Origin of the sequence: Rhodoferax koreense, assembly GCF_001955695.1 — a bacterium.
Taxonomy (GTDB): domain Bacteria; phylum Pseudomonadota; class Gammaproteobacteria; order Burkholderiales; family Burkholderiaceae_C; genus Rhodoferax_B; species Rhodoferax_B koreensis.
The window spans coordinates 4,465,137-4,488,090 of record NZ_CP019236.1; the positions used below are offsets into that span (position 1 = coordinate 4,465,137).

Annotated in this window: 19 protein-coding genes and 1 tRNA gene; 9 read left to right on the forward strand and 11 right to left on the reverse strand. The window is 66.8% G+C overall.

Annotated features, from left to right (window positions below; translation table 11 throughout):
- Window positions 1–33: 33 nt before the first annotated feature.
- The 3 genes from ccsB to RD110_RS20745 form a co-directional block, all read right to left on the reverse strand.
- Window positions 34–1,410 carry a c-type cytochrome biogenesis protein CcsB gene (ccsB, locus tag RD110_RS20735; protein ID WP_076201652.1) on the reverse strand — a complete coding sequence of 459 codons (1,377 nt, stop codon included), beginning with the start codon at window positions 1,408–1,410 and terminating at the stop codon, window positions 34–36.
- Window positions 1,407–3,572: a cytochrome c biogenesis protein ResB gene (locus RD110_RS20740; protein ID WP_076201653.1), complete on the reverse strand. Its 2,166-nt coding sequence runs from the start codon at window positions 3,570–3,572 to the stop codon at window positions 1,407–1,409. The genes ccsB and RD110_RS20740 overlap by 4 nt, the downstream gene beginning before the upstream one ends.
- A gap of 126 nt (window positions 3,573–3,698) precedes the next feature.
- On the reverse strand, window positions 3,699–4,349 hold the full coding sequence (locus RD110_RS20745; RefSeq protein WP_076201655.1) for a c-type cytochrome: 651 nt from the start codon (window positions 4,347–4,349) through the stop codon (window positions 3,699–3,701).
- A gap of 132 nt (window positions 4,350–4,481) precedes the next feature.
- Here RD110_RS20745 and yihA point away from each other — a divergent pair, with 132 nt between their 5' ends.
- Window positions 4,482–5,270 carry a ribosome biogenesis GTP-binding protein YihA/YsxC gene (gene yihA, locus RD110_RS20750; protein ID WP_083686404.1) on the forward strand — a complete coding sequence of 263 codons (789 nt, stop codon included), beginning with the start codon at window positions 4,482–4,484 and terminating at the stop codon, window positions 5,268–5,270.
- A gap of 62 nt (window positions 5,271–5,332) precedes the next feature.
- Here the strand turns inward: yihA and RD110_RS20755 are convergent, their stop codons facing one another.
- Together RD110_RS20755 and RD110_RS20760 are read right to left on the reverse strand one after the other, a co-directional pair.
- Window positions 5,333–6,199 carry an LpxL/LpxP family acyltransferase gene (locus tag RD110_RS20755; RefSeq protein ID WP_076201657.1) on the reverse strand — a complete coding sequence of 289 codons (867 nt, stop codon included), beginning with the start codon at window positions 6,197–6,199 and terminating at the stop codon, window positions 5,333–5,335.
- 16 nt (window positions 6,200–6,215) lie between these two features.
- Window positions 6,216–7,091: a lysophospholipid acyltransferase family protein gene (locus RD110_RS20760; protein ID WP_076201658.1), complete on the reverse strand. Its 876-nt coding sequence runs from the start codon at window positions 7,089–7,091 to the stop codon at window positions 6,216–6,218.
- A 144-nt stretch (window positions 7,092–7,235) separates the two neighbouring features.
- Between RD110_RS20760 and metK the strand changes: the two genes are divergently transcribed.
- Together metK and RD110_RS20770 are read left to right on the forward strand one after the other, a co-directional pair.
- Window positions 7,236–8,417 (forward strand): methionine adenosyltransferase, encoded by a 1,182-nt coding sequence (gene metK, locus RD110_RS20765; protein ID WP_076201660.1) that lies wholly within the window; start codon window positions 7,236–7,238, stop codon window positions 8,415–8,417.
- Between the two features lie 36 nt (window positions 8,418–8,453).
- Window positions 8,454–9,674, forward strand: a complete 1,221-nt coding sequence (locus RD110_RS20770) for a multidrug effflux MFS transporter (protein WP_076201662.1) — start codon at window positions 8,454–8,456, stop codon at window positions 9,672–9,674.
- Here the strand turns inward: RD110_RS20770 and galE are convergent.
- Window positions 9,671–10,681, reverse strand: a complete 1,011-nt coding sequence (gene galE, locus RD110_RS20775; RefSeq protein ID WP_076201664.1) for a UDP-glucose 4-epimerase GalE — start codon at window positions 10,679–10,681, stop codon at window positions 9,671–9,673. The two genes, RD110_RS20770 and galE, sit on opposite strands and share 4 nt — an antisense overlap.
- Window positions 10,682–10,806: 125 nt before the next feature.
- Between galE and RD110_RS20780 the strand changes: the two genes are divergently transcribed.
- Both RD110_RS20780 and RD110_RS20785 read left to right on the forward strand, forming a co-directional pair.
- Window positions 10,807–11,991 (forward strand): hypothetical protein, encoded by a 1,185-nt coding sequence (locus RD110_RS20780; RefSeq protein ID WP_076201666.1) that lies wholly within the window; start codon window positions 10,807–10,809, stop codon window positions 11,989–11,991.
- A 32-nt stretch (window positions 11,992–12,023) separates the two neighbouring features.
- Complete coding sequence (locus tag RD110_RS20785) at window positions 12,024–12,257, forward strand: hypothetical protein (protein ID WP_076201668.1); 234 nt, start codon at window positions 12,024–12,026, stop codon at window positions 12,255–12,257.
- 52 nt (window positions 12,258–12,309) lie between these two features.
- Here RD110_RS20785 and RD110_RS20790 read toward each other — a convergent pair.
- Together RD110_RS20790 and hrcA are read right to left on the reverse strand one after the other, a co-directional pair.
- Window positions 12,310–12,386 (reverse strand) — tRNA-Ile (locus RD110_RS20790).
- A 55-nt stretch (window positions 12,387–12,441) separates the two neighbouring features.
- Complete coding sequence (gene hrcA / locus RD110_RS20795) at window positions 12,442–13,446, reverse strand: heat-inducible transcriptional repressor HrcA (RefSeq protein ID WP_076201670.1); 1,005 nt, start codon at window positions 13,444–13,446, stop codon at window positions 12,442–12,444.
- Between the two features lie 28 nt (window positions 13,447–13,474).
- Between hrcA and RD110_RS20800 the strand changes: the two genes are divergently transcribed.
- Genes RD110_RS20800 through rapZ form a run of 3 tightly spaced genes read left to right on the forward strand, consistent with a single transcriptional unit; the run spans window position 13,475 to window position 16,988 of the window.
- Window positions 13,475–14,377, forward strand: a complete 903-nt coding sequence (locus RD110_RS20800; RefSeq protein ID WP_076201672.1) for an NAD kinase — start codon at window positions 13,475–13,477, stop codon at window positions 14,375–14,377.
- A gap of 27 nt (window positions 14,378–14,404) precedes the next feature.
- A complete protein-coding gene (recN, locus tag RD110_RS20805) occupies window positions 14,405–16,048 on the forward strand; it encodes a DNA repair protein RecN (protein WP_076201674.1) in 1,644 nt (547 codons plus the stop codon).
- Between the two features lie 25 nt (window positions 16,049–16,073).
- A complete protein-coding gene (gene rapZ, locus RD110_RS20810) occupies window positions 16,074–16,988 on the forward strand; it encodes an RNase adapter RapZ (protein ID WP_076201676.1) in 915 nt (304 codons plus the stop codon).
- Window positions 16,989–17,079: 91 nt separating this feature from the next.
- On the opposite strand, the gene mutY is transcribed toward rapZ, so the two are convergent.
- The 3 genes from mutY to mutM form a co-directional block, all read right to left on the reverse strand.
- Complete coding sequence (gene mutY, locus RD110_RS20815) at window positions 17,080–18,153, reverse strand: A/G-specific adenine glycosylase (RefSeq protein WP_076201678.1); 1,074 nt, start codon at window positions 18,151–18,153, stop codon at window positions 17,080–17,082.
- Window positions 18,150–20,108, reverse strand: a complete 1,959-nt coding sequence (locus tag RD110_RS20820; RefSeq protein WP_076201680.1) for a dynamin family protein — start codon at window positions 20,106–20,108, stop codon at window positions 18,150–18,152. Before RD110_RS20820 ends, mutY begins: the two co-directional genes overlap by 4 nt.
- Window positions 20,109–20,208: 100 nt before the next feature.
- Entirely contained in the window at window positions 20,209–21,024 is an 816-nt protein-coding gene (gene mutM, locus RD110_RS20825) for a bifunctional DNA-formamidopyrimidine glycosylase/DNA-(apurinic or apyrimidinic site) lyase (RefSeq protein WP_076201682.1), read from the reverse strand.
- Window positions 21,025–21,166: 142 nt separating this feature from the next.
- Here mutM and RD110_RS20830 point away from each other — a divergent pair, with 142 nt between their 5' ends.
- A complete protein-coding gene (locus RD110_RS20830) occupies window positions 21,167–22,936 on the forward strand; it encodes a tetratricopeptide repeat protein (RefSeq protein WP_083686406.1) in 1,770 nt (589 codons plus the stop codon).
- The last annotated feature ends 18 nt before the right edge of the window (window positions 22,937–22,954 follow it).

Sequence of the window (22,954 nt, forward strand, 5' to 3'; positions counted from 1 at the left end):
GTATTTATCTGAACTGGATAGACCAGGTTTTCGTCACAAAGTGCCGTAACTGTGCAATCCGCTCAAAAACATGTTGACGCCGAGGAACGCGAAGCTCGTCACCGCCAGCCCCACCAGCGCCCACCAGGCGGCCACAGTGCCGCGCAGCCCCTTCATCAGCCGCATGTGCAGCCAGGCCGCGTAGTTGAGCCAGACGATCAGCGCCCAGGTTTCCTTCGGGTCCCAGCTCCAGTAGCCGCCCCAGGCTTCGGCGGCCCACAGGGCGCCGAGCACCGTGGCCACGGTGAAGAAGGCGAAACCGACGGCGATGGACTTGTACATCACATCGTCGAGCACTTCGAAGCTCGGCAGCCGCGCGGCGATGCGCCGGCGGCCGAACACGATGCTGGCCACGATCAGCGCCGAAATCCCGAAGTACACGGCCCAATAACCGCTGCCGGCATCGCCCACGGTCTTGCGGAACACCACCGGCTCGAAACACAGCACGATGCCCAGGAGCCACAGCGGCGCAAGCTTGTACCAGCGGGTTTGGCCAGCCTGCTGCTTGATCAGGTAGGCGAACGCCACCATGGCCGACAGCGCGAAGGTGCCGTAGCCGATGAAATTGGCCGGCACGTGCAGCTTCATCCACCAGCTCTTGAGTGCGGGCACCAGCGGCTGGATCTCGTGGGCCTCGCGCACCACGGTGTACCAGAGCAGGAAGCCGACCGCCGCACTCACCACCAGCATCACGAAGGCGCCGAGCGCACGCGTCTTGTACTGCGCCTCGAAGTAGAGGTAGAAGGCCGCAGTGAGCCAGGAGAACAGCACGAACACCTCGTACAGATTGCTCACCGGGATGTGGCCGACGTCGGCGCCGATCAGGTAGCTCTCGTACCAACGCACCATGGTGCCGATCAGCGCCATCGCCACCGCCACCCAGGCCAGGCGCGAGCCAATGAGTTCCAGGCTGCCGCTGTGTTGTGGCGACGACAGCATGCCGAGCCAATAGAAGATGGTGCTCATGAAGAACAGCATGCTCATCCACAGGATCGCCGACTGGCTGGACAGGAAGTACTTGAGCCAGAACACGTTTTCCGAACGCGCGAGCTGAGCCTGGCCTTCCAGCCCCGAGCCCTGGTAGGAGAAAATGGCCAGCAGCGAAAAGCCGATCACCGCCAGGGTGAGCCAGCGCAGCGGCCGCCAGAACCAGGCCAGCGACACCAGCGCCGGCACCGCCGCCACCAGGATGCCGCGTTCGTACACGTCCATGTAGGCGCCGTAGCGGCTGAAGGTGAACCAGGCGCCGGCCAGCATCAGCGCGGCGAACAACCAGTCGAAAGGGCTGCGGCGGCTGAAAAAGCCTTCGTTCAGGGTGATGGTCTTGGTGGCGGGCGTACCACGCGGGGCTGCACCGGTTGCGGTGTTCATGTCGGGTCCTTCTTCAACGTTTCCACGCCGATCAGCTTCAGCTTGAGATGTTCGAATTCGCGGTCGCCGTCCATGGTCTTGCGGTTGGCGGACAGCGCCATCGTCGCCTGCGTGCCTTCCCCATCGGGGGCCATCCACACCCAGACCCGGCGTTCGCGCACGTACAGCATCGCGAACACGCCCAGGATCAGGAAGGCGCAGCCAAGATACACCACATTCTTGCCCGGCGCACGCGCCACCTGGAACACGCTGGCCTGCACCTGCTTGAAGTCGGTGAGCTCGAAGGCCATCGGCGCGGGATAGAGCTGCGCGTCGCTCAGCGACAACACGGCCTGGGTCATGAAGGCCTGGGTCTTCTCGCTCGGCACCAGCGGCGCCAGCTTGTCCTGCTCGCGCGTGATCTGCGCAAGTTCGAAGAGCACGCCGTTGAGGATACGCACCAGCACCTCGCCAGCGCGCCCACGCTCGGCCTCGGGCACGTTGGCTTCCATGAAATCGGCGATCGCCTGCAAACCGCCACCGGGCTTGGCAGGCGCGCCCTTCGTCCCGTCGGTCTCGGCGCCGGCGAACAGCGCCATCGCCCGGTTGGCCGAGGCCGCGAGCTGCTGCGCGAGTTCGGGCCGGGCCGCGTCCACCGCCTTGGCCGCATAGCGCTGCACCGCCTTCTCGCGCAACGCAGGGTCGGCCAGCGCGGCGCGCAGGTGCAGGAATCCTTCCATGCCGCCGGCGTCGTCGGCCGGAATGCGCAGGTAGCGGAAGGCATCGGACGGGTTCTCACGCACGCCGAGCAGGAACGAAGGCGCGCCCTCGCCGGTGTCCACCGGCAGCATGTAGTTGTGGAATTCGCGCGCCTGGCCGGAGGCGTCGCGCAGCTTGTAGGAAATGCTCGGGCCGACGTTGCGCAGCTCCTTCTGCGTGACGGTCTTGTTGGCCGCGCCCAGGCGGGCGTCGATCGAGGCGCGCAGGTCGACCTTGCGCACGTCCAGGCCGGAGCCGTCGGGGCTGTTGCCGCCGCCGAAGTTCTCGACGTTGATGACGCGCAGGGCGGTGTATTCGAGCGTCAGCGCGTCATGGCCCGTGCCTTCGCCGCGCGCCAGCCTGGATGTGCCGCCGATCACGCCGTCGATCTCGAAGGGCTTGGTGGCCGCATTCATCGGGATCGCCTTGAGCTTGACCGAGGAGCCGCCGTCGTCGAAGCTGGACTGGTAGATCTCCACGCCGCGGTAGCTGGCCGGGTGGTTCACCTCGACCCGTGCCGGTGTGGCGGCGCCGGTGTCGCGGTCGTGGATCACGATCTCGCTGGCGAACAGCTTGGGCATACCGGTGGAGTAGTACTCCACGATGAATTTCTTGAGTTCGATGGCGAAAGGCAGGTCCTGCACCAGGATGCCGTCGGCCTGGTTCAGGATGGCCGTGCTCGAACGCGTGCCTTCGGCCACCAGGATGTTGCCGCGGAAGGTCGGGTTGCCGGGTGGCAGCCGGTGCTCGGGCTTGACGTCGGCGATCATGCCGCCGCCGGCATAGGCGCTCTTGCCGGTGAACAGCATCTGCGCGCGCACCACCAGGTCGCCGTCGAGCAACCCGCCGATGCACACCAGCACGATGGCGCTGTGGGCGGCGATGTAGCCGAACTTGTTGGCCGCACCGGCCTTGGCCGCCACCATCCAGCCCGCGCCCCCGGGCGTTTCTCGCTGCTGCAGCTTGACCTTCCAGCCCCCGCCGACGAGCAACTGGCCCACGCGCCGGGCGGCGGCTTCCGGCGTCTCGGCCAGCGTGGCCTCGGCGCGGTGGTGGAACGCCTTCAGGCTCTGCGCGCGGATGTTTTCCTTGTAGGTGCGCACGTCGACGAGGATCTTCGGCGCATTGCGGGCGATGCACAGCGACGTGCTGGTGACCAGGAAGGCCAGGATGAGCAGGAACCACCAGGCGCTGTAGACGGCGGTCAGGCTCGCGGCCTCGAACACGCGGGCCCAGAAAGGGCCGAACTGGTTGATGTAGTTGCCCAGCGGCTCGTGCTGCTTGAGCACCGTGCCGATCACCGAGGCGATGCAGATCAGCGTCAGCAGCGAGATCGCGAAGCGCATCGACGACAGCATCTCGACCAGCGCGCGCAGCAGCGGTGAGCGGGTTCTGACGCTGACGCCTTGGGTGGAAACGGACATTGCGGGTTCTGGACTGGAATCAAAAAAGGCGGGTCATCGTCGATGCCCCGCCCTTGTTAGGTGCTGGAAGTGGCGCTTGGTTCAATCCTGCATGCCACGAAAATGCCATGGCGGCTCGGACTGCGCTCAGCGCAGGCCGGCGATGTAGTCGGCCACGGCCTTGATTTCGCGGTCGTTGAGCTTGGCGGCGACCTGCGTCATCGGCAGGCTGTTCAGGCGTGCGCCGTCGCGAAAGCCCACCAGTTGCGCCGCGGTGTAGTCGGCATGCTGGCCGCCCAGGCGCGGGTATTGGGAAGGGATGCCGCTGCCGGTCGGGCTGTGGCAGCCGGCGCAGGCGGGCACCTGGCGGTCGGCGATGCCGCCGCGGTAGATCTTTTCACCCAGGGACACCAGTGCCTTGTCCTTCGCGAAGCCGGGCTTGGCCTTCTTCGACGCGGCCCAGTAGGCGATGTTGCGCATGTCGTCGTCGCTCAGCGTCGAGGCGAAGCCCTTCATGATCGGATTGTTGCGCTTGCCGGACTTGAACTCCTGCAGCTGCTTGACCAGATATTCGGGATGCTGCTGCGCGAGCTTGGGGTTGGCCGGCACGCCCGAATTGCCGTCGGCGCCATGGCAGGCCGCGCACACGGCGGTGAAGCTGGCCTCGCCCTTGACCAGGTCGGGCTTGGCAACGGCTGGCGCGGCGGGCTTTTCCTCGGCGGCCGAAGCACTCGGCGAGAAGGTCAACATGGGGGCTGCGAGCACAGCGGAGACCAACAGGGAGGCAAAGAACTTCATAGCGGGTTTGTCTTATCGAGGGTCTTGTATTGGAGCTATTCAGGCGCTGTTCCGACGCTGTTTGTTTGCGCAAAACCCCTTGATTCTACAATGAGGGTCCAGCCCTCTTCTCGAGGGCGCGTCGAAGATTGCATGACCAACACCTCCCATCCCCGTGCCCGCAAGCCCGCGGCCGCCGCCAAGACGGCCCCCGCGAAGACGGCCACGGCCAAACCTGCCGAAGCCAAATCGGCCGCCGTCGTGGCCTCCGGCTGGATGCACACCGCGCGCTTCCTCACCACGGCACCCCAGTTGCACCACCTGCCGCCGCTCGACATCCCGGAGATCGCCTTCGTCGGCCGCTCCAACGCCGGCAAGTCCACCTGCATCAACACGCTGACGCAGCAAAAGCAGCTGGCCTACGCCTCCAAGAAGCCCGGCCGCACGCAGAACATCAACCTGTTCGCCCTGGGCAAGCAGGGCGTGACCGACGCGGTGCTGGCCGACCTGCCGGGTTACGGTTATGCCGCCGTGCCCAAGGCCGACAAGGTGCGCTGGCAACAGGTGATGGCCAACTACCTGGTCACGCGCGAGAACCTGACCGGCATCGTGATGATGTGCGACCCGCGCCACGGCCTGACCGAGCTCGACGAGATCCTGCTCGACATCATCCGCCCGCGCGTGGTCGAGGGCCTGAAGTTCCTGATCCTGCTGACCAAGGCCGACAAGCTCAACCGCGAGGAATCGACCAAGGCCTTGTCGATCGCGCGGCTGCAGGCCGGCGGCGGCGAAGTCAAGCTGTTCTCGGCGCTCAAGAAGCAGGGCATCGACGAGGCCAGCATGCTGCTGTGGCAGTGGGCGCATCCGGAAGGTGCCGCCGCGCCCGCCGTGAAGCCGGCCGAGCCGGACCTCGAAGAACCCGAGAATCTCGACGAGGCATAGAAGCCTTTCAGGCCTCCAGCGCAGTTCAGTGCTGCGTTACCAGCTATCGAATCACTAGCAAATCAATAAACACCCGGCTCGCCCGGAGGCCGCGTCTTGAAGCGCTTGTGGACCCAGAAATACTGCTCGGGCATGGTGTCGATATAGCTCTGCAGCCGCTGGTTCATGAGCGCGGTGTCGGCCTCCACGTCCTGCGTCGGATAGTCGGTCCAGGCCGGCAAAATTTCCACGTCGTACCCCTCGGGCGTCATCCGCGTGAGCACCGGCACCACCTTGGCCCGGCCCAGGCGCGCGAAACGCGGCAATGACGGCAGCGTGGCTGCGCTCACCCCGTAGAACGGCACGAAGAACGCGTCCTTGGCACCGAAGTCCATGTCGGGCAGCAGGTACAGCACCTCGCCAGCGCGCAGTGAGGCGACGATGGGTTTCATCTCGCTGAAACGGCCGAACAGCCGCACCTCGCCGAAACGCAGCCGGCCCTTTTTGATCCACTCGTCGACCACGGGATTGGACTGCTTGGCGTACAGCGTGGTGTAGCGCCGGGGGATCTGCTGCGACAGGGCCGTCGCGCCGGCATCGAGGCCGACGAAATGCGGCGCGAACAGCACCGTCGGCGCTTCGCCGGCCAGCTGTGCGAGGTCGCCGGTCATGCGCAGGCGCCGCTTCGTCACCTCGGGCGCGGCATGCCAGAGCCAGCCGCGGTCGAGCCAGGCCTGCACGAAACGGATGAAGACCTGGCGCGTCATGGCGCGCCGCTCGGCAGCACTCTTCTGCGGAAAACACAAAGCCAGGTTGGTTTCGGCGATGCGCCGGCGCGAACGCACCAGGTGAAACAGCAGCACCCCCACCAGCCAGCCCAGCCCGCGCACCCATGACAGCGGCAGCAGCGCCAGCAGGCGCATGAAAACGATACCGAGATAAGACAACATCGATCCTTGTTTGGACTCAGGCGGGCGGAGCCGCGGACGGCGTTTCGGCCGAGGGCTGGGCGCGTGGCCGCTTGTAGCGGTTGTAGCTCCAGAGGTACATGCCCGGCCGCTGCAGGATGACTTTTTCCAGCGCCGCGTTCAATGCCGTGGCCGCGGCCTCGTCGCCCTGGTCGAGCGGCAGCGACAGCGGCGCCACGTGGATCACGTAGCCGGCGCCGCCCGGCAGGCGGTCACACAGCGCGGTGAGCATCGGCGCCCCGGTCTGGCGCGCCAGGCGCAGGGCCAGCGTCATGGTGTAGGCCGGCCGGCCGAAGAACGGCGCCCACACGCCCAGCCCGTCGCCGGGCACCTGGTCGGGCAGCATGCCGGTGACGCGGCCTTGCTTGAGCGCCTTGAGGATCAGGCGCACGCCGGCCGTGGTGGTCGGCGCCGGCTCCATGCCGGGTGCCGAGCGCGCGGCGCGCAGGAAGTCGTCGAGCCACTTGAACTTGGACGGCCGGTACAGGATCGGCATCGCGCCGTATTTGGGGCTGAAACGGGCGGCGAAAGCCAGCGGCACGGCCTCGAAGCTGCCGACGTGCGGCGTCATGAAGATCACGCCCTTGCCGCGCGCCAGGGCTTGCTCGAGCAGCTCAGCACCCTGCCAGGTGATCAGCGGCAGCTTCTCGGCGGGCGGGCGCAGCCACAGCCAGGGCAGTTCGGTGGCCAGCTTGCCGGCCTCGGCGATGGCGCGGCGCGCCTGCTGCGGCGAGACGCCGGCCTGGCGGATGTTGTCCTGGAAGCGGCGGCGGTAGGTGGGCGAACAGGCATAGACCACCCAGCCCAGCCACGCGCCCACCGCGTGCAGCACCGGCAGGGGCAGGCGCGCCGCGAGTCGAAATAAAAATGTCATCACGTTAGAATGGCGGCGGTCGCTGAGTTACTGAACTACTTGCAGGGCGACTTGAAATAATTCTGCTAAAGCGTTCGCCAAAGGCTCCAGGGCCGTAAGCAGCGCATCAAAGGTCTGTTTTCAACAACACTGGAGTTTATTCAAATGGCGAACGATTTCCTCTTCACGTCCGAATCCGTTTCCGAAGGCCATCCCGACAAGGTGGCCGACCAGATCTCCGACGCGATCCTGGACGCGATCTTCAAGCAGGATCCCCTCTCCCGCGTGGCCGCCGAGACGCTGACCAACACCGGCCTGGTCGTGCTGGCCGGCGAGATCACCACCAACGCGCACGTCGACTACATCCAGGTCGCGCGCGACACCATCAAGCGCATCGGCTACGACAACACCGAGTACGGCATCGATTACAAGGGCTGCGCGGTGCTCGTGGCCTACGACAAGCAGAGCAACGACATCGCCCAGGGCGTGGACCACGCCAGCGACGACCACCTGAACACCGGCGCCGGCGACCAGGGCCTGATGTTCGGCTACGCCTGCGACGAGACGCCCGAGCTGATGCCCGCGCCGATCTACTACGCGCACCGGCTGGTGGAGCGCCAGGCCCAGCTGCGCAAGGACGGCCGCCTGCCCTTCCTGCGCCCCGACGCCAAGAGCCAGGTAACGATGCGCTACGTGGACGGCAAGCCGCACTCGATCGACACCGTGGTGCTGTCCACCCAGCACAGCCCGGACCAGAGCGAAACTTCGACCAAGATGAAGGCCTCGTTCACCGAAGCCATCATCGAGGAGATCATCAAGCCGGTGCTGCCCAAGGAGTGGCTGCAGAACACGCGCTACCTGATCAACCCGACCGGCCGCTTCGTCATCGGCGGCCCGCAGGGTGACTGCGGCCTGACCGGCCGCAAGATCATCGTCGACACCTATGGCGGCGCCTGCCCGCACGGCGGCGGCGCGTTCTCGGGCAAGGACCCGAGCAAGGTCGACCGCTCGGCCGCCTACGCCGCGCGCTACGTGGCCAAGAACATCGTGGCCGCCGGCTTGGCGCGCCAGTGCCAGATCCAGGTGGCCTATGCCATCGGCGTGGCCAAGCCGATGAACATCACGGTCTACACCGAAGGCACGGGCGTGATCTCCGACGACAAGCTGTCGGCACTCGTGGCCGAGCACTTCGACCTGCGGCCCAAGGGCATCATCCAGATGCTCGACCTGCTGCGCCCGATCTACGAGAAGACCGCCGCGTACGGCCACTTCGGTCGCGAGGAGCCGGAATTCACGTGGGAACGTACCGATAAAGCAGCTGCCTTGCGTGCTGCCGCAGGCCTGTAAAACGTCCGACACGATGCGCTTGAGAACGGGCCGGCGATGACACCCAACGCCGACCCGGTCTGGCGCGGCCCCAAGTGGGCGCTGTCAGTGCTGCTCGCGATGCTGGGCATGTTGGGCCCGTTCGCGATCGACACCTACATCCCGGCCTTCTCCGGCATCGCGCGCTCGCTCGGCGCCACGCCGGTGGAGATGCAGCAGACGCTGTCGGCCTACCTGTTCGGCTTCGCCTTCATGAACCTGTTCCACGGCGCGCTGTCAGACAGCTTCGGCCGCCGGCCCGTGGTGCTCTGGGGCATCGCCGTGTTCACCATCGCCTCGGCCGGCTGCGCGCTGTCGCAGAACATCGGCCAGCTGGTCCTCTTTCGCGCATTGCAGGGTCTGTCGACCGGCGCCGGCATCGTGGTCTCGCGCGCCGTGATCCGCGACGTCTACCCGCCGGCCGAGGCGCAGAAGGTCATGAGCCAGGTGACCATCTACTTCGGTGTGGCACCGGCGATCGCCCCCATCGTGGGCGGCTGGCTGTTCGTGCACCTGGGCTGGCACAGCGTGTTCTGGTTTCTCACCGGCGTCGGTGTGGTGCTGTGGATCAGCAACTGGCGGCTGTTGCCCGAGACGCTGCAGCCCGCACAGCGCCAACCCTTCCACGTGCCCGACCTGATGAGCGGCTACCGGCAACTGATGTCGGACCCACGTTTCGTGCTGCTGGCCTTCGCCAGCGGCGTGCCGTTCAACGGCATGTTCCTGTACGTGCTGTCGGCGCCGGAGTTCCTGGGCACGCTGCTGCACCTGGCGCCCACGCAGTTCTTCTGGTTCTTCATCCTCACCATCTCCGGCATCATGGGCGGCGCCTGGGCCAGCGGGCGACTCGCCGGGCGCATCCCGCCCAAGCGGCAAATCCGCCACGGCTTTTTGATCATGACGGTGGTGGCGTTGCTGAACCTGGCGGCCAACCTGGTGTGGACCGCACAACCGCTCTGGGCGCTGCCGCCGATCGCGGTGTTCGCCTTCGGCTGGGCGCTGATGGTGCCGGTGGTCACGCTGCTGGTGCTGGATCTCTACCCAGCGCGACGCGGCATGGCGTCCTCGCTGCAGGCCGTGGTCGGCTCCACCGCCAACGGCGTGGTGGCCGGCGTGATCGCACCGCTGGTGATGCACTCCACGGTGCTGCTCGCGCTGGCTTCCCTGCTGATGATGGGCATCGGCCTGGCCGCCTGGCTCTGGCTGCATCACCGCTGGCCGGAGATTGGACGCGGCTAGCCGCCGAATCCCTGCGGATTGGCGCTCTGCCAGCGCCAGGCATCGACACACATCGCCTCCAGCCCGCGCTCGGCACGCCAGTCCAGCAGTTGCAAGGCGGCCGCCGGCTCGGCATAACAGGCGGCCACGTCGCCCGCGCGGCGCGGCATGATCTGGTAGGGCACGGCCTTGCCACTGGCGGCCTCGAAGGCCTCGACCATGTCGAGCACGCTGTAGCCCACGCCGGTGCCGAGGTTCACCGTCAGCAGATCGGGCGAACGCTGCAGGGCCTCCAACGCCTTCAGGTGGCCGGCGGCCAGGTCGACCACGTGGATGTAGTCGCGCACACCGGTGCCGTCGGGCGTGGCGTAGTCGTTGCCCCAGACGCTGAGCTTCTCGCGCTTGCCCACCGCCACCTGCGCCACGAAGGGCATGAGGTTGTTCGGAATGCCGCGCGGATCTTCGCCGATCAGGCCGCTGGCATGCGCGCCCACCGGATTGAAGTAGCGCAGGATGCCGAAGCGCCAGGAGGCGTCGCTGCGCTGCACGTCGCGCAGCATGTCCTCGATCATGAGCTTGCTGCGGCCATAGGGGTTGGTTGCCGACAGCGGGTGGTCTTCCGTCAGCGGCAGGAACTGCGGCTCGCCGTACACCGTGGCCGACGAGCTGAACACGAGGATCTTCACGCCACATTCACCCATGGCCTCGAGCAGGCGCACCGTGCCGACGACGTTGTTGTCGTAATAGCTCAGCGGTTTTTCCACCGACTCGCCCACGGCCTTCAGCCCCGCGCAATGGATGACGGCCGTGACCGCGTTGTCACGCAGGGCTGCGACCAGCGCCGCGCGGTCGCGGATGTCGCCCTCGATCAGGCGTGGCGACTTGCCGGTGATGCGCTTCACCCGCGCCAGGGCCTCGGGCTGGCTGTTGCTGAAGTTGTCGAACACGGCCACGTCATGGCCGGCATCGAGCAACTCGACGCAGATGTGGGTGCCGATGTAGCCGGCGCCGCCTGTCACCAGAATCATGAGAAGCCTTTCGCGATGCGATGATGGATGAAAGAATTATGGAGGCAAAAACCGGGCCCGCCCGTGCCCGCGGCCGGCGCGCAATGCCCGCGCCAGGGTCCACGCGAAGCTTCACAATAGGTGCCATGAGCCCCCCAACGCCAGGTATCGGCAAAACCGTCACTGCCGGCATGCACAAGTTCGTCGATGCACTGAACTGGCTGCTGGCCGCCTCCTGGGTGGGCGCGATCATCCCGTTCTTCTCGATCGGCGTGGGTTACGCGTGGAGTAGTTGGAAGACGGAGATCGCTGCCTCCTTCCTGGTGCCGGCCTCTCCCGCCAGCCCCGATTTTTCGCTGCACTCCACGGTGTTCTGGCTGCTGTGCCTGTTGTTGCTGTCGCTCGGCGTCGGCAATGCCTGGGCCAAAAAGCGTGATGCGGACCGCGCCTCGGCCGAGGTCAAGCGCCTGCTGGCCTCGCTGCAGGAACGCTCGCAGGAGCTGACCACCGCCGTAGGCCAGCTGCATTCGCTACCGCCGCTCGGCGTGCTTGAAGACTTCCGCCGCGCCTATGACGTCTGCGACAGCATCTCGGCCAAATCGGCCCGGCTCGACACCTCGGTACCTTCGGCCCGCGCCGACCTGGAAGTCTTTCTGCGGCGCTTCCTGTCGGTGGTCGGCCGCGTGATCCAGACCTTCGACGGCCACCAGCTCGCCGGGCGCAAGGTGCGCTACGGCCTGAACATCATGCTGTACGTCACGCAGGCCGAAATCCAGTCCCGGCCCGCACTGCAGCAGGCATTGGCCGGCCGCCTGCGCTACGCCGACAGCGGCCTCACCCTGGACAACGCGGCCGGCGTGCTCGACATGCTGCCCGCGGCGTCGATCGCCGACGGCGTGGAGGCCCCCGACAACGAACTCGAGCATTTCGCGATCCCCGTGGCACTCGCCCCCGCCCACGCCGACCGCGCGTCGAAGGAGCGCCCCACCCTGCCCGGCGCGGTGAACGCCTGCGTGAACATCATCCACGTCGCCTACGCCAGCATCGCGGACTACCGCCGCGCACTGGAAGACCTGAAAGCCCCCGACACCGTGAAGGCCGAGATGCTCGACTACTTCGACCAGCCCAACATCAGGAGCAGCGTGCAGAGCTTCGTGTGCGTGCCGCTGTTCGCCAGCGACACCGGCCTGGTCGGCGTGCTCAACATCCACCTCGACGTGCCCAACCCGCGCATCAAGGACCGCATGGAACTGCTCGTGCCGCTCGTCGCCCCGATGCGCCAGCAACTGGCCCGGTTGCTATTGAAATACAAGTCTCTATACTTATCTTGATCAAGCCACACCGCGCCGGAGTGCTAGCAAAAATGCAAATTCCTTTCGACCATGCGACCGATTCAGGCACCGCCTCCGCCAACCAGGCGTTGCTGGACGCATTGAAGTGCGAGGTGGATGAGTTCCTGGAGAGTGCGCTCACCGAGCGTTTCACCGTGGCGAGCCCGAACGGCGGCCTGCGCACCGAGGTGCGCGAGATCCCCATGTATCTGTTGCCGGAGCGGGAAAACCGCATTTCCGTGGGGATGGCCGCGACGGCCAGCTAGGGACCGAGCGGCCTGCGACCGCAGGCATGGATCGGCCAACACGGATGAAGAATGGTAGGGCGTCACGGACTTGAACCGTGGACCAAAGGATTATGAGTCCTCTGCTCTAACCAACTGAGCTAACGCCCCGACCGAGCCGCTATTGTAGAGGCCGCCCTCCACCGTTTCCGGTTGGTCCGCCGGCCTATTTCGGCCGGCTCAGCGCGTTGCTGACCAGCTTGGAGGTGATGTCCACGATCTGGATCATCCGGTCGTAGGGCATGCGCGTCGGGCCGATCACGCCCAGGGTGCCGACGACCTGGCCGTCGACCTCGTACGGTGCGCTGACGATGGAGAGTTCCTCGAACGGCACGACCTGGCTCTCGCCGCCGATGTAGATGCGCACGCCGGCCGCCTGGCTGGAGATGTCGAGCAGGCGCATGAGTTGCGTCTTCTGCTCGAACAGGTCGAAGGCGCGCCGCAGATTGCCCATGTCACCCGCGAAGTCGCTCACCGACAGGAGGTTGCGTTCGCCGGAGATGACCACTTCGTCCTGCTCCTGCGTCAGCGCTTCGGAGCTGGCGTGCACCGCGGCCTGCATCAGGCTGGCGATTTCGCCGCGCAGGCTTTCCACTTCGTTCTTGAGCCGTTCGCGCACCTGCTCCATGGCAAGGCCGGCGTAGTTGGCGTTGAGGTAGTTGGCGGCCTCGACGAGCTGGGTCTGGGAATAGTCGGCCTCGGTGAAGATCACGCGGTTCTGCACGTCGCCGTCGGGCGAGACGATGATCACCAAGAGGCGCTTTTCCGAAAGGCGCAGGAATTCGATGTGGCGGAACACGGACGTGCGCCGCGGCGCCATCACCACGCCGACGAACTGCGACAGGTTGGACAGCAGGTTGGCCGCGTTGGCGATCACCTTCTGTGGCTGCTCGGGTGCGAGCCTGGGCGGCTGCGGCCCGTCGCGCTGCACGGTGAGCATGGTGTCGACGAAAAGCCGGTAGCCGCGCGCCGTGGGAATGCGCCCGGCCGAGGTGTGCGGGCTGACGATCAGGCCGAGGTCTTCGAGGTCGGACATCACGTTGCGGATGGTGGCCGGCGACAGGTCCAGCCCCGATGCGCGCGACAGCGTGCGCGAACCGATCGGCTGGCCTTCGGCGATATACCGCTCGACCAGCGCTTTCAACAACAACTTGGCACGATCATCGAGCATCAAATCATTTTAATGATGTAATTTGCGAATGACCCTTAAATTCCGAAGCGTCGCGTTATTTGGCAAGTACCACGCTCCCGGCTCGGCCGGCGGCGCCAGTACGGAAGCTTCGCGGCAGGCGCTGGAAGGCATCGCCACGTACCTCAAGGCCCAAGGCTGCGAGGTGGTGGTGGAACGCGAGACGGTGGCCAACACCGGCATCGCCGGCTACCGCGCGCTGGACGTGGACACCATCGGCGCCGAATGCGACCTGGGCCTGGTGGTCGGCGGCGACGGCACCATGCTCGGCATCGGGCGGCTGCTCGCGGCCTACGGGGTGCCGCTGATCGGCATCAACCAGGGACGGCTCGGCTTCGTGACCGACATCCCGATCGACACCTACCAGGCCACGCTCACGCCGATGCTGCGGGGCGCCTATGAGGAAGACCATCGCAGCCTGATGCATGCGCGCGTGATGCGCGACGGCCAGTGCGTGTTCGACGCGCGCGCGATGAACGACGTGGTGGTGAACCGCGGCGCGACCTCGGGCATGGTGGAGCTGCGCGTCGAGGTGGACGGCCAGCTCATCGCCAACCAGCGCGCCGACGGCCTGATCATCGCCACGCCCACCGGCTCCACGGCCTACGCGCTTTCCGCGGGCGGGCCGCTGCTGCATCCCTCGATCCCGGGCTGGGTGCTGGTGCCGATTGCGCCGCATACCCTGTCGAACCGGCCCATCGTGCTGGCCGACCCCGGCGAGATCGTCATCGAACTCGTGGCCGGCCGCGACGCCAGCGCCAATTTCGACATGCAGTCGCTGGCCTCGCTGCAGCACGGCGACCGCATCTCGGTGCGGCGCTCGCAGCACCATGTGCGCTTCCTGCATCCCAAGGGCTGGAGCTATTTCGACACATTGCGCAAGAAGTTGCGCTGGAACGAAGGCAATTCGTGAACATGCACTCCAAGGCTCAGCACTGAAATGGCCCTCAAACGTATCACCCTGCGCGATTTTGTGATCGTGCGCGAACTCGAGTTGGACCTGTCCTCGGGCTTCAGCGTGCTCACCGGCGAAACCGGCGCGGGCAAATCCATCCTGATCGACGCGGTGCAACTCGCGCTCGGCAGCCGGGCCGATGCCGGCGTGGTGCGCGAAGGTGCGGCACGGGCCGACATCGCCGCCGAATTCGACAGCCCGCCGGCGACGGTGGCCTGGCTGGAACACGCCGGCTTCGACGTGGCCGACAGCCTGCTCCTGCGCCGCACGGTGGACGCCCAGGGCAAGAGCCGTTCCTGGATCAACGGCAGCCCGGCCACGGCCACGCAGTTGCGCGACATCGGCGACCAGTTGCTCGACATCCACGGCCAGCACGCCTGGCAAAGCCTGACGCGGCCCGACACGGTGCGTGGCCTGCTCGACGCCTACGCCGGCACCGGTCCGGCCACGCTCGAAAAACGTTGGGCCGCCTGGCGTACGACGCAGAAGGCGCTGGCCGATGCCCGTTCGGCACGCGATTCCCTGCAGCAGGAGCAGGAGCGCCTGGCCTGGCAGATCGGCGAGGTGGAAAAACTCGCGCCCGGGGCCGACGAATGGGACGAACTCAACACCGACCACGCGCGGCTGTCGAACGCGCAGGCCCTGCTCGACGCGGTGCAGACCGCCATCGACGCGCTGGAGAACGACGACAGCGGCGCGCTCGGCGGCCTGGTGCGTGCGCACACGGCGCTACAAAATCAGGAGCACATTGCGCCCGAATACCGTGCGTTGGCGGAGGTTTTGGCATCGAGCCTGGCGCAAGCCGAAGACGCCGCGCATTCGCTGCACAGCACACTGCGCAAGACCGAACTCGACCCGGACCGCCTGGCCGAGCTCGATGAGCGATTGGCCTTGTGGGTGTCGCTGGCACGCCGCTACAAACGCACCCCGGCCGAATTGCCCGCGCTGCTGGCCGCGTGGAAGCAGGAACTGGCCAAACTCGATGCCGCCGCCGACCAGGGCGCGCTCGAGGCGGCCGAACGCGCGGCCCACGAGGCCTATCTGGCCGAGGCCAAGCTGCTGAGCAAGGCCCGCAACCTGGCCGCGCCCAAGCTCGCCCGCGCCATCACCCAGGCCATGCAAGGCCTGGGCATGCAGGGCGGCCGTTTCGAGGTGGCGCTGCTGCCCGCCGAGCCCAGCGCCAGCGGCATGGAAGAAGTGCAGTTCCTGGTCGCCGGCCATGCGGGCAGTTCGCCGCGGCCGGTGGGCAAGGTGGCCTCCGGCGGCGAGTTGTCGCGCATCGCGCTGGCGATTGCCGTGACCACCAGCGAACTCGGCACGGCACAGACGCTGATCTTCGACGAGGTCGACTCCGGCGTGGGCGGCGCCGTGGCCGAGACCGTGGGCCGGCTCATGAAACAGCTCGGCCGCGACCGCCAGGTGCTGGCCGTCACGCATCTGCCCCAGGTGGCCGCGTGCGCCGACCACCACCTGGTGGTGGCCAAGCAGCGCGAAGGCAAAACCACCGTGAGCAGTGTGGGCAGCGTGGCCGGCGAGGAACGCGTGGCCGAAGTTGCGCGCATGCTCGGCGGTGAACGCCTCTCGAGCACCACCCTGGCGCACGCCAAGGAAATGCTGGGCATGCCTTGAACAACCCGCCTCGACGGTGACCACCATGAACACTGAAATCGTCCTCATCACCGGCATGTCGGGCTCGGGCAAGTCCGTGGCGCTGCACGCGCTCGAGGATGCGGGCTTCTACTGCGTCGACAACCTGCCCCCCGAGCTGCTGCTGACCTTCGTGAAGCTGGAGCAGACGCAGGGTGCGGCCAAGGTGGCGATCGCCATGGACGTGCGCAGCGCGACCTCGCTGCCGCTGGTGCCGCAACAGCTCGACACCCTGCGGCGCAATGGCGTGGACATCAAGCTGCTGTTCCTCGACGCCGCCACGGACACGCTGGTGCGGCGCTATTCGGAGACGCGGCGCAAGCATCCGCTGTCGCGTTCGGATCTGATGGACCAGCAGCGCGCGCTGTTCGAAGCCATCGAGCTCGAACGCGAGTTGCTGGCCGACCTGCGCGAACAGGCACATGTGATCGACACCAGCATCATCCGCTCGTCGCAGTTGCAGGGCTACATCAAGGGTCTGGTGGCGTCGGCCTCCAGCCAGCTCACGCTGGTGTTCGAATCCTTCGCCTTCAAGCGCGGCATTCCGCTCGACGCCGACTACGTCTTCGACGTGCGCATGCTGCCCAATCCGCACTACGAAGCCGACCTGCGGCCACTCACCGGCCGCGACGAACCGGTGGCGCAGTTCCTGCGGCAAAGCCGCGACGTGGCGCAGATGTTCAGCCACATCGAGCAGTTCCTCTCGCACTGGCTCGAACTCCTGGCGCGGGACCACCGCAGCTATGTGACGGTCGGCATCGGCTGCACCGGCGGCCAGCACCGCTCGGTGTACCTGGTGGAGAAGCTCACGGCGGCATTCAGCCAGCGCTGGGTGACCCTGAAGCGGCACCGTGAACTCGATGCGCGCGGCGACTTCAACGGCCAGTCGCGCGGCTTGAAGTCGGGCTCGACGATTTTCTGATCAGCCCAGGGGAATTCCTTTCGCCCTGAGCTTGTCGATGGGCTCGGGCGAGCTGCGACAGGCTCAGCCCGAACGGTGGAAGTGATCCTGACTAGGTCGCTTCAAGCAGCTTGCGCACCGGCGTCGGCAAGCCGAAGTCGGCCCAGCGTGCGGCCTCCACCCATTGGCCGTTGGCGCCGGGCGCCACGCCATCCGGCCACGCCACCCGCACCGGATGCAGGAACAGGTCCTTGTGGGTCAACACGTGCAGGAATGCGGGCAGGTCTTCCACACCGCCCTCTTGCGCCAGCCCGATGGCCTCGCGGCTGGCGAACACCGGCAGGCAGAACAGGCCGGCCCAGACGCCCGCGTCGGGGCGGCGTTCGAGCCACACCCGGCCCTGTGCATCCCGCGCCCAGAGCAGCCACCAGGATTCGGTGCTGCGCTTGAGCTTTTTCGTCTTCACCGGAAACCGCGTCGGATCGCCCGAGCGATGGCCGACACAGACTTCGCGCAACGGGCACAACAGGCAGGACGGGTTGCGCGCCAGGCAGATGGTGGCGCCCAGGTCCATCAGCCCCTGGGTATAGCGCGGCATGGCCACGGCGAGGTCGTCGAGCGGCAACAGTGCGGTGGCTCGGTCCCACAACGCACGCTCGTTGCTGGCCACCGAAAGGTCGGCGTCGAAGCCGAGTACCCGTGTCAACACCCGTTTCACATTGCCATCGAGGATGGCCGCGCGTTCGCCGTAACAGAACGACGCTATGGCCGCAGCGGTGGAGCGGCCGATACCGGGCAGCGTCTGCAATTCGGCCGCCGTGCCCGGGAACTGGCCACCATGCAAAGCCACGACCTGCTGCGCGCATTTATGCAGGTTGCGGGCGCGGCTGTAGTAGCCGAGACCGGCCCACAACACCAGCACCTCGTCCTGCTGCGCGGCCGCCAGGGACGCCACGTCCGGGAAGCGGTTCAGGAAACGCGGAAAGTATTCGAGCACCGCGCTGACCTGGGTCTGCTGCAGCATGATCTCGGACAGCCAGACGCGGTACGGGTCCACGGTGTTCTGCCAAGGCAGGCTGTGGCGACCATGGCTGGCTTGCCAGTGCACCACGCGATCGGCGACCGAGCCGGCTGCGCGGTCCTCCGCCACGCCGGGCAATACGGCCGGCAGGATATCGTCGCTCATGGCGAAGCCTCGGGGGCGGCCTGGTCCTGCAGCGCCACGCCGGTGGAGACGAAGTAGGACGTCAGCAATTGCAGACGCGTTTCCAGCTGGCCGAGCACAGCCTCCTGGCTTTCGATCTCGGCCACGCGTTCGTCGAGGCCGCCGGCCGCCTGCTGGATGCGGTCGATGGCCTCGATGCGCCGCCCGAAGCTGGTGCGCCGCTCCTGCAACTGCGCTTCCAGCTGGCCGGCCGCGGTCTTGCTCCACAGCTCCACCTCGGCGAATGCCGCCTCATAGACGGCGCGCAGCCGTGTCGCCAGCGCCCGCACCAGCCGGTCGGCGAATTCGGGCTGGGCCATGCGCAGCGCGTGCCCCAGCCCGAGATATCGCAGGTGACCTTGTTCGATCTGCTGCAGTTCCTTGTCGAAGCGCATGACGTCGGGCTCGGCGGGGGCCTGCAGCGAAAAGCCGTATTCCGCGTTGAGCTGGCGGAAGGTGGCGGCCAGCATGCTCTGGATCTCGAGGCTGTGGGCGCGCGCGCGGTCCAGGTTGCCGCGCAGCCGGGTGAAAGTCTCGGCGTAGATGCCTTTCATGCCGAGCTTGAGCCCGGGCCGCTGCAGCGCGGTGGCCAGCGCCATCATCTCGGCCTTGAGCGCGCGGCTGCCGAGCAGGCCGAACACTTCGCCCAGCAGCTTGTGCTGCACCGAACGCACGGCGTGGATCTTGGCGTTGCCGATGTCGAATTCAAGCTTCTCCTGCTCGATGCGCTGCCGCATGTTCTTGATGACGGCCGTGTTCTTGCCGCCCAGGCCCTGCAGTTCTATCTTCTGCTCGGAGAGTTCGCGCCGGCGCATCTGGATCACGCGGCCGGTCTCCAGGCGTAGCTCGGCGATGCCGCGCGACACCGTGGCGCGCAGGATGTTCTGCCGCTCGCCAAGGATGCCCTGGCCCAGCAGCTGTTCGAGCGCGGGCAGGCCGCTGGCCTGCAGCAACGCGTCGTCGGCACTGATCTTGGCCAGCAGGCCCTTCTGGGCCGACACCGCCATCACACGTTCGGCCGGCAGGCCGAGGATGGCGGCGGAAGCGGCCCGCTGCCGGTCGATCTCGCGCGCGATCTGCTCGGGGGTGCTGAGCGCGTCCCACAAGGTGTCGATCTTGTTGAGCACCACCACGCGCGCGTTGTCGTGTGTGGCCTCGCCGCTCAGGTGTTCGCGCCACACCGCCATGTCGGATCGGGTCACGCCCGCATCGGCGGCCAGGATGAAAACCACGGCATGCGCCTGGGCGATCAGGTTGATGGTGAGTTCGGGCTCGGCGCCGACGGCGTTCAGCCCCGGCGTATCCAGGATCACCAGGCCCTGCTGCAGCAGCGGATGGGCGATGTTCACCAGCGCATGGCGCCAGCGCGGCACTTCCACCTGGCCGGCCGCATCGGCGATGGGGTTGTCGTCGGGCAGGTCGTCGTGCCAGAAACCGAGCGCGCGGGCCTCGTCGATCGGCACGCGCCGCACCTCGGTGACCTTGGTCAACGCACCCGCGAGCTGCGCCGGATCGTGCACGTCCAGCGCCACCTCCGTCCATTCCTCGGGCGCGAGGCGCCAGTCCATCAGCGAGCGGGTGTCCAGCCGCGAGGTGATGGGCAGCAGGCGCAGGCTGGCCGGCAAAGCCGGGTCGAAGCCGAGTTCGGTCGGGCACATGGTGGTGCGGCCCGCGCCGGCCGGCATGATGCGCCGGCCGTAAGTCGCGAAGAACAGCGCGTTGATCAGCTCCGACTTGCCGCGCGAGAATTCGGCGACGAAGGCGACGCTGACCTTGTCGCTGCGCATCTGATCCTCGAGTCGGCGCAGTCGATCCTGCACCGCCGCGTCCAGCAGTGCGTGCTCCTTCATCCAGGCCGACAGCAGCTTGAGACGCAACGCGAACTCGCGCCGCCACGCGCCGTACTGGCCGAATTGCTCGTTGAAGGAAGTCGCCACTAGTGCGTGCTCTTTGTCGTAATTGGAAACATCTCGGCAAAATATAGCAGTGTTAGGCACACCCCCAGGCTTGCACCGCCCCCCGACGCGCGGCCTCGATTCAGCGCTTCTGGCATTGCGGGCAGAAGTAAGTGGAGCGCTGGCCCTGGCGCAGCTGCTGGATCGGCGTGGCGCAGACGCGGCAGGGCTCGCCGTGGCGGTCGTAGACCATGGCTTCCAGTTGGAAATAGCCGCTCTGGCCCTGGGCGTTGGAGAAGTCGCGCAGCGTGCTGCCTCCCTTGTGCACGGCGCGTGTCAGCACTTCGCGGATTGCCGCATGCAGCCTGGCCATGCGCGGCCCGCTGATGGCGGCGGCGCGCACCGTGGGGCGTATGCCGGCCATGAACAAGGCTTCCGAGGCATAGATGTTGCCCACGCCGACCACCACCTCGCCCGCCAGCAGGACCTGCTTGATCGTCGACTGGCGTGCGCGCAGCCCGGCCTGGAAAGCCTTCAGGTCGAAGGCCTCGCCGAGCGGCTCCACGCCGAGGCGGCCGAGCAGTTTCTGCGCGTTCTGCGCGGTCTCGCTCTCGGCATAGACCACGGCACCGAAACGGCGCGGGTCGTTCAGGCGCAAGGTGCCGCGGCTGGTGACCAGATCGAAATGGTCATGGGCGCCCGGCGCCGGCTGCTGCGCGGCGAAACTCAGGCTGCCCGACATGCCGAGATGGACCAGCAGCAGGCCGCGGCTCAGGTCGAGCAGCAGGTATTTGCCGCGCCGGCGCACGCCGAGCACCTGGCGGCCGATCAGGTCGTCAGGGTCGACGCCGAGGGCCCAGCGCAGCGGCTTGCCGAGGTGGGCTTCGAAGATTTCGGCGCCTGCGATGCGGTCGGCAAAACTCAGGCGGGTGACTTCGACTTCGGGTAGTTCGGGCATCTTGGGCGTTGCGGCAGACCGCCGCGGGTGGAAATGGAAGCGAAGCCATGGTTTGTAAACCCTTGGCAAAGGCAGTGTGAAAAGCCGGTCTATGGCGGTCGGCGCAATGTGTCGGGTATTGCCCTTGGATTATTATGGGTCGATGAAGCGACTCCAACGATTGGCCTCCCACGGCCTGGCCACACTGGCCCTGGCCGCCAGTGCTACCTGCCTGCAGGCCCAGACCGCACCGGCGAACCCGACAGCCCCGGCCGACCCTTCGGACCAGCCCATCGTGCATTCGGCGATGACGGCGGAGTTGTTCTACGAATTGCTGCTCGGTGAACTCAATCTCGGCGGCGGCGACCCGGGCACGGCCTTTTCGCTGATCCTGGATGGCGCACGCAAGGCCAACGACGGCCGGCTCTATCAGCGCGCCGTGGAAATCGCGCTGCAGACCCGCGCCGGCGATGCCGCGCTGCAGGCCGCCCGCGCCTGGCAGCAGGCCCAGCCGGAGTCGCGCGAGGCCAACCGTTACCTGCTGCAAATCCTCATTCTGCTAAACCGACCCCAGGAAACACTGGAGCCGCTGCGCAACGACCTGGCCATGGTCGAGCTGATGGAGCGTCCGCTGGCATTCGCCTCGATCCCGCGCACCTATTCCCGCGTCACGGACAAGCAGTCCGCCGCGACCGTGGTCGAACAGGCCCTGGGCGCCTACCTGCAGGACCCGGCGGTCGGCGCCTCGGCCTGGACCACCGTCGGCCGCATGCGGTTGATGGCCGGCGACACCTCGGGCGCGCTCGAAGCGGCGCGCCGCGCCCAGGCGATCGACGCCCGGTCCGACGGCCCGGTGCTGCTGGCGCTGGAGATGATGGGCCCGAAGACACCTTTGGCCGAATTGCTGGTCAAGCAGTACTTCGAGGCTGGCAAACCCGCACCGGAACTGCGCATGGCTTATGCACGCGTGCTGCTGGACGGCATGCGCGCCGCGGAAGCGACCCAGCAACTGGTGTTGCTGACCAAGGAAAAGCCCGATTTCGCCGAAGCCTGGCTCGTGCTCGGCACGCTGCAGGCGCAGGGCAACGACCCCGCGCCAGCCGAAGCATCCCTGCAGCGTTTCCTGGCATTGGCCCAGGCCCAGCCCACTTCGGAGGAGCGCAACCGTGGCCTGTCGCAGGCCTACCTGGCCCTGGCCCAGGTGGCCGAGAAGCGCAAGGACTATCCCGCAGCCGAAGCCTGGCTGGGCAAGATCCAGAATGCGGAAGACCTGTTCGGCGCGCAGAACCGCCGTGCTTCGCTGCTGGCCAAACAGGGCAAGCTGTCGCAGGCGCGCGCGCTGATCCGCAGCCTGCCGGAGCGCAATGCCGCCGAGACCCGGCTCAAGCTTTCCGCCGAGGTGCAGTTGCTGCGCGAAGCCAAGGATTACCAGGCCGCTCACGACCTGCTGGCCGCGGCACTGGCCAAGGATCCGAAGGACGTGGACTTGCTGTACGACCAGGCCATGGTCGCCGAAAAGCTCGACAAGCCTGCCGAGATGGAACGGCTGCTGCGCGAGATCATCGCGGTCAAGCCCGATTTCCACCATGCCTACAACGCGCTCGGCTATTCCCTGGCCGATCGCAATGTGCGGCTGCCCGAGGCGCGGCAACTGATCCAGAAGGCGCTGGAATTCGTGCCGAACGACCCCTTCATTTCCGACAGCCTGGGCTGGGTCGAATTCCGCATGGGCAACAAGGAGGAAGCGCTGCGCATCCTCGACCAGGCCTACAAGGCCCAGCCCGATGCCGAGATCGCCGCCCACCTCGGCGAGATTCTGTGGAGCCTGGGCCAGCGCGACCGCGCCGCCGCGATCTGGAAGGAAGGCCTGCTGCTCAACGCCGACAACGAAACCCTGCAGGAAACCATCAAACGCCTGCGCGTGAAGCTTTGAGCGCGCGGTTGTTGCGGT

Excerpts from the sequence above, each read along its gene's own strand:
- mutM (WP_076201682.1), bottom strand. The coding sequence starts at position 21,024 with ATGCCCGAACTACCCGAAGTCGAAGTCACCCGCCTGAGTTTTGCCGAC.
- RD110_RS20745 (WP_076201655.1), bottom strand. The coding sequence starts at position 4,349 with ATGAAGTTCTTTGCCTCCCTGTTGGTCTCCGCTGTGCTCGCAGCCCCC.
- RD110_RS20800 (WP_076201672.1), top strand. The coding sequence starts at position 13,475 with ATGACCCTTAAATTCCGAAGCGTCGCGTTATTTGGCAAGTACCACGCT.
- RD110_RS20755 (WP_076201657.1), bottom strand. The coding sequence starts at position 6,199 with ATGTTGTCTTATCTCGGTATCGTTTTCATGCGCCTGCTGGCGCTGCTG.
- RD110_RS20770 (WP_076201662.1), top strand. The coding sequence starts at position 8,454 with ATGACACCCAACGCCGACCCGGTCTGGCGCGGCCCCAAGTGGGCGCTG.
- RD110_RS20830 (WP_083686406.1), top strand. The coding sequence starts at position 21,167 with ATGAAGCGACTCCAACGATTGGCCTCCCACGGCCTGGCCACACTGGCC.
- RD110_RS20740 (WP_076201653.1), bottom strand. The coding sequence starts at position 3,572 with ATGTCCGTTTCCACCCAAGGCGTCAGCGTCAGAACCCGCTCACCGCTG.
- galE (WP_076201664.1), bottom strand. The coding sequence starts at position 10,681 with ATGATTCTGGTGACAGGCGGCGCCGGCTACATCGGCACCCACATCTGC.
- rapZ (WP_076201676.1), top strand. The coding sequence starts at position 16,074 with ATGAACACTGAAATCGTCCTCATCACCGGCATGTCGGGCTCGGGCAAG.
- mutY (WP_076201678.1), bottom strand. The coding sequence starts at position 18,153 with ATGAGCGACGATATCCTGCCGGCCGTATTGCCCGGCGTGGCGGAGGAC.
- ccsB (WP_076201652.1), bottom strand. The coding sequence starts at position 1,410 with ATGAACACCGCAACCGGTGCAGCCCCGCGTGGTACGCCCGCCACCAAG.
- hrcA (WP_076201670.1), bottom strand. The coding sequence starts at position 13,446 with ATGCTCGATGATCGTGCCAAGTTGTTGTTGAAAGCGCTGGTCGAGCGG.
- yihA (WP_083686404.1), top strand. The coding sequence starts at position 4,482 with ATGACCAACACCTCCCATCCCCGTGCCCGCAAGCCCGCGGCCGCCGCC.
- recN (WP_076201674.1), top strand. The coding sequence starts at position 14,405 with ATGGCCCTCAAACGTATCACCCTGCGCGATTTTGTGATCGTGCGCGAA.
- RD110_RS20760 (WP_076201658.1), bottom strand. The coding sequence starts at position 7,091 with ATGACATTTTTATTTCGACTCGCGGCGCGCCTGCCCCTGCCGGTGCTG.
- metK (WP_076201660.1), top strand. The coding sequence starts at position 7,236 with ATGGCGAACGATTTCCTCTTCACGTCCGAATCCGTTTCCGAAGGCCAT.
- RD110_RS20785 (WP_076201668.1), top strand. The coding sequence starts at position 12,024 with ATGCAAATTCCTTTCGACCATGCGACCGATTCAGGCACCGCCTCCGCC.
- RD110_RS20780 (WP_076201666.1), top strand. The coding sequence starts at position 10,807 with ATGAGCCCCCCAACGCCAGGTATCGGCAAAACCGTCACTGCCGGCATG.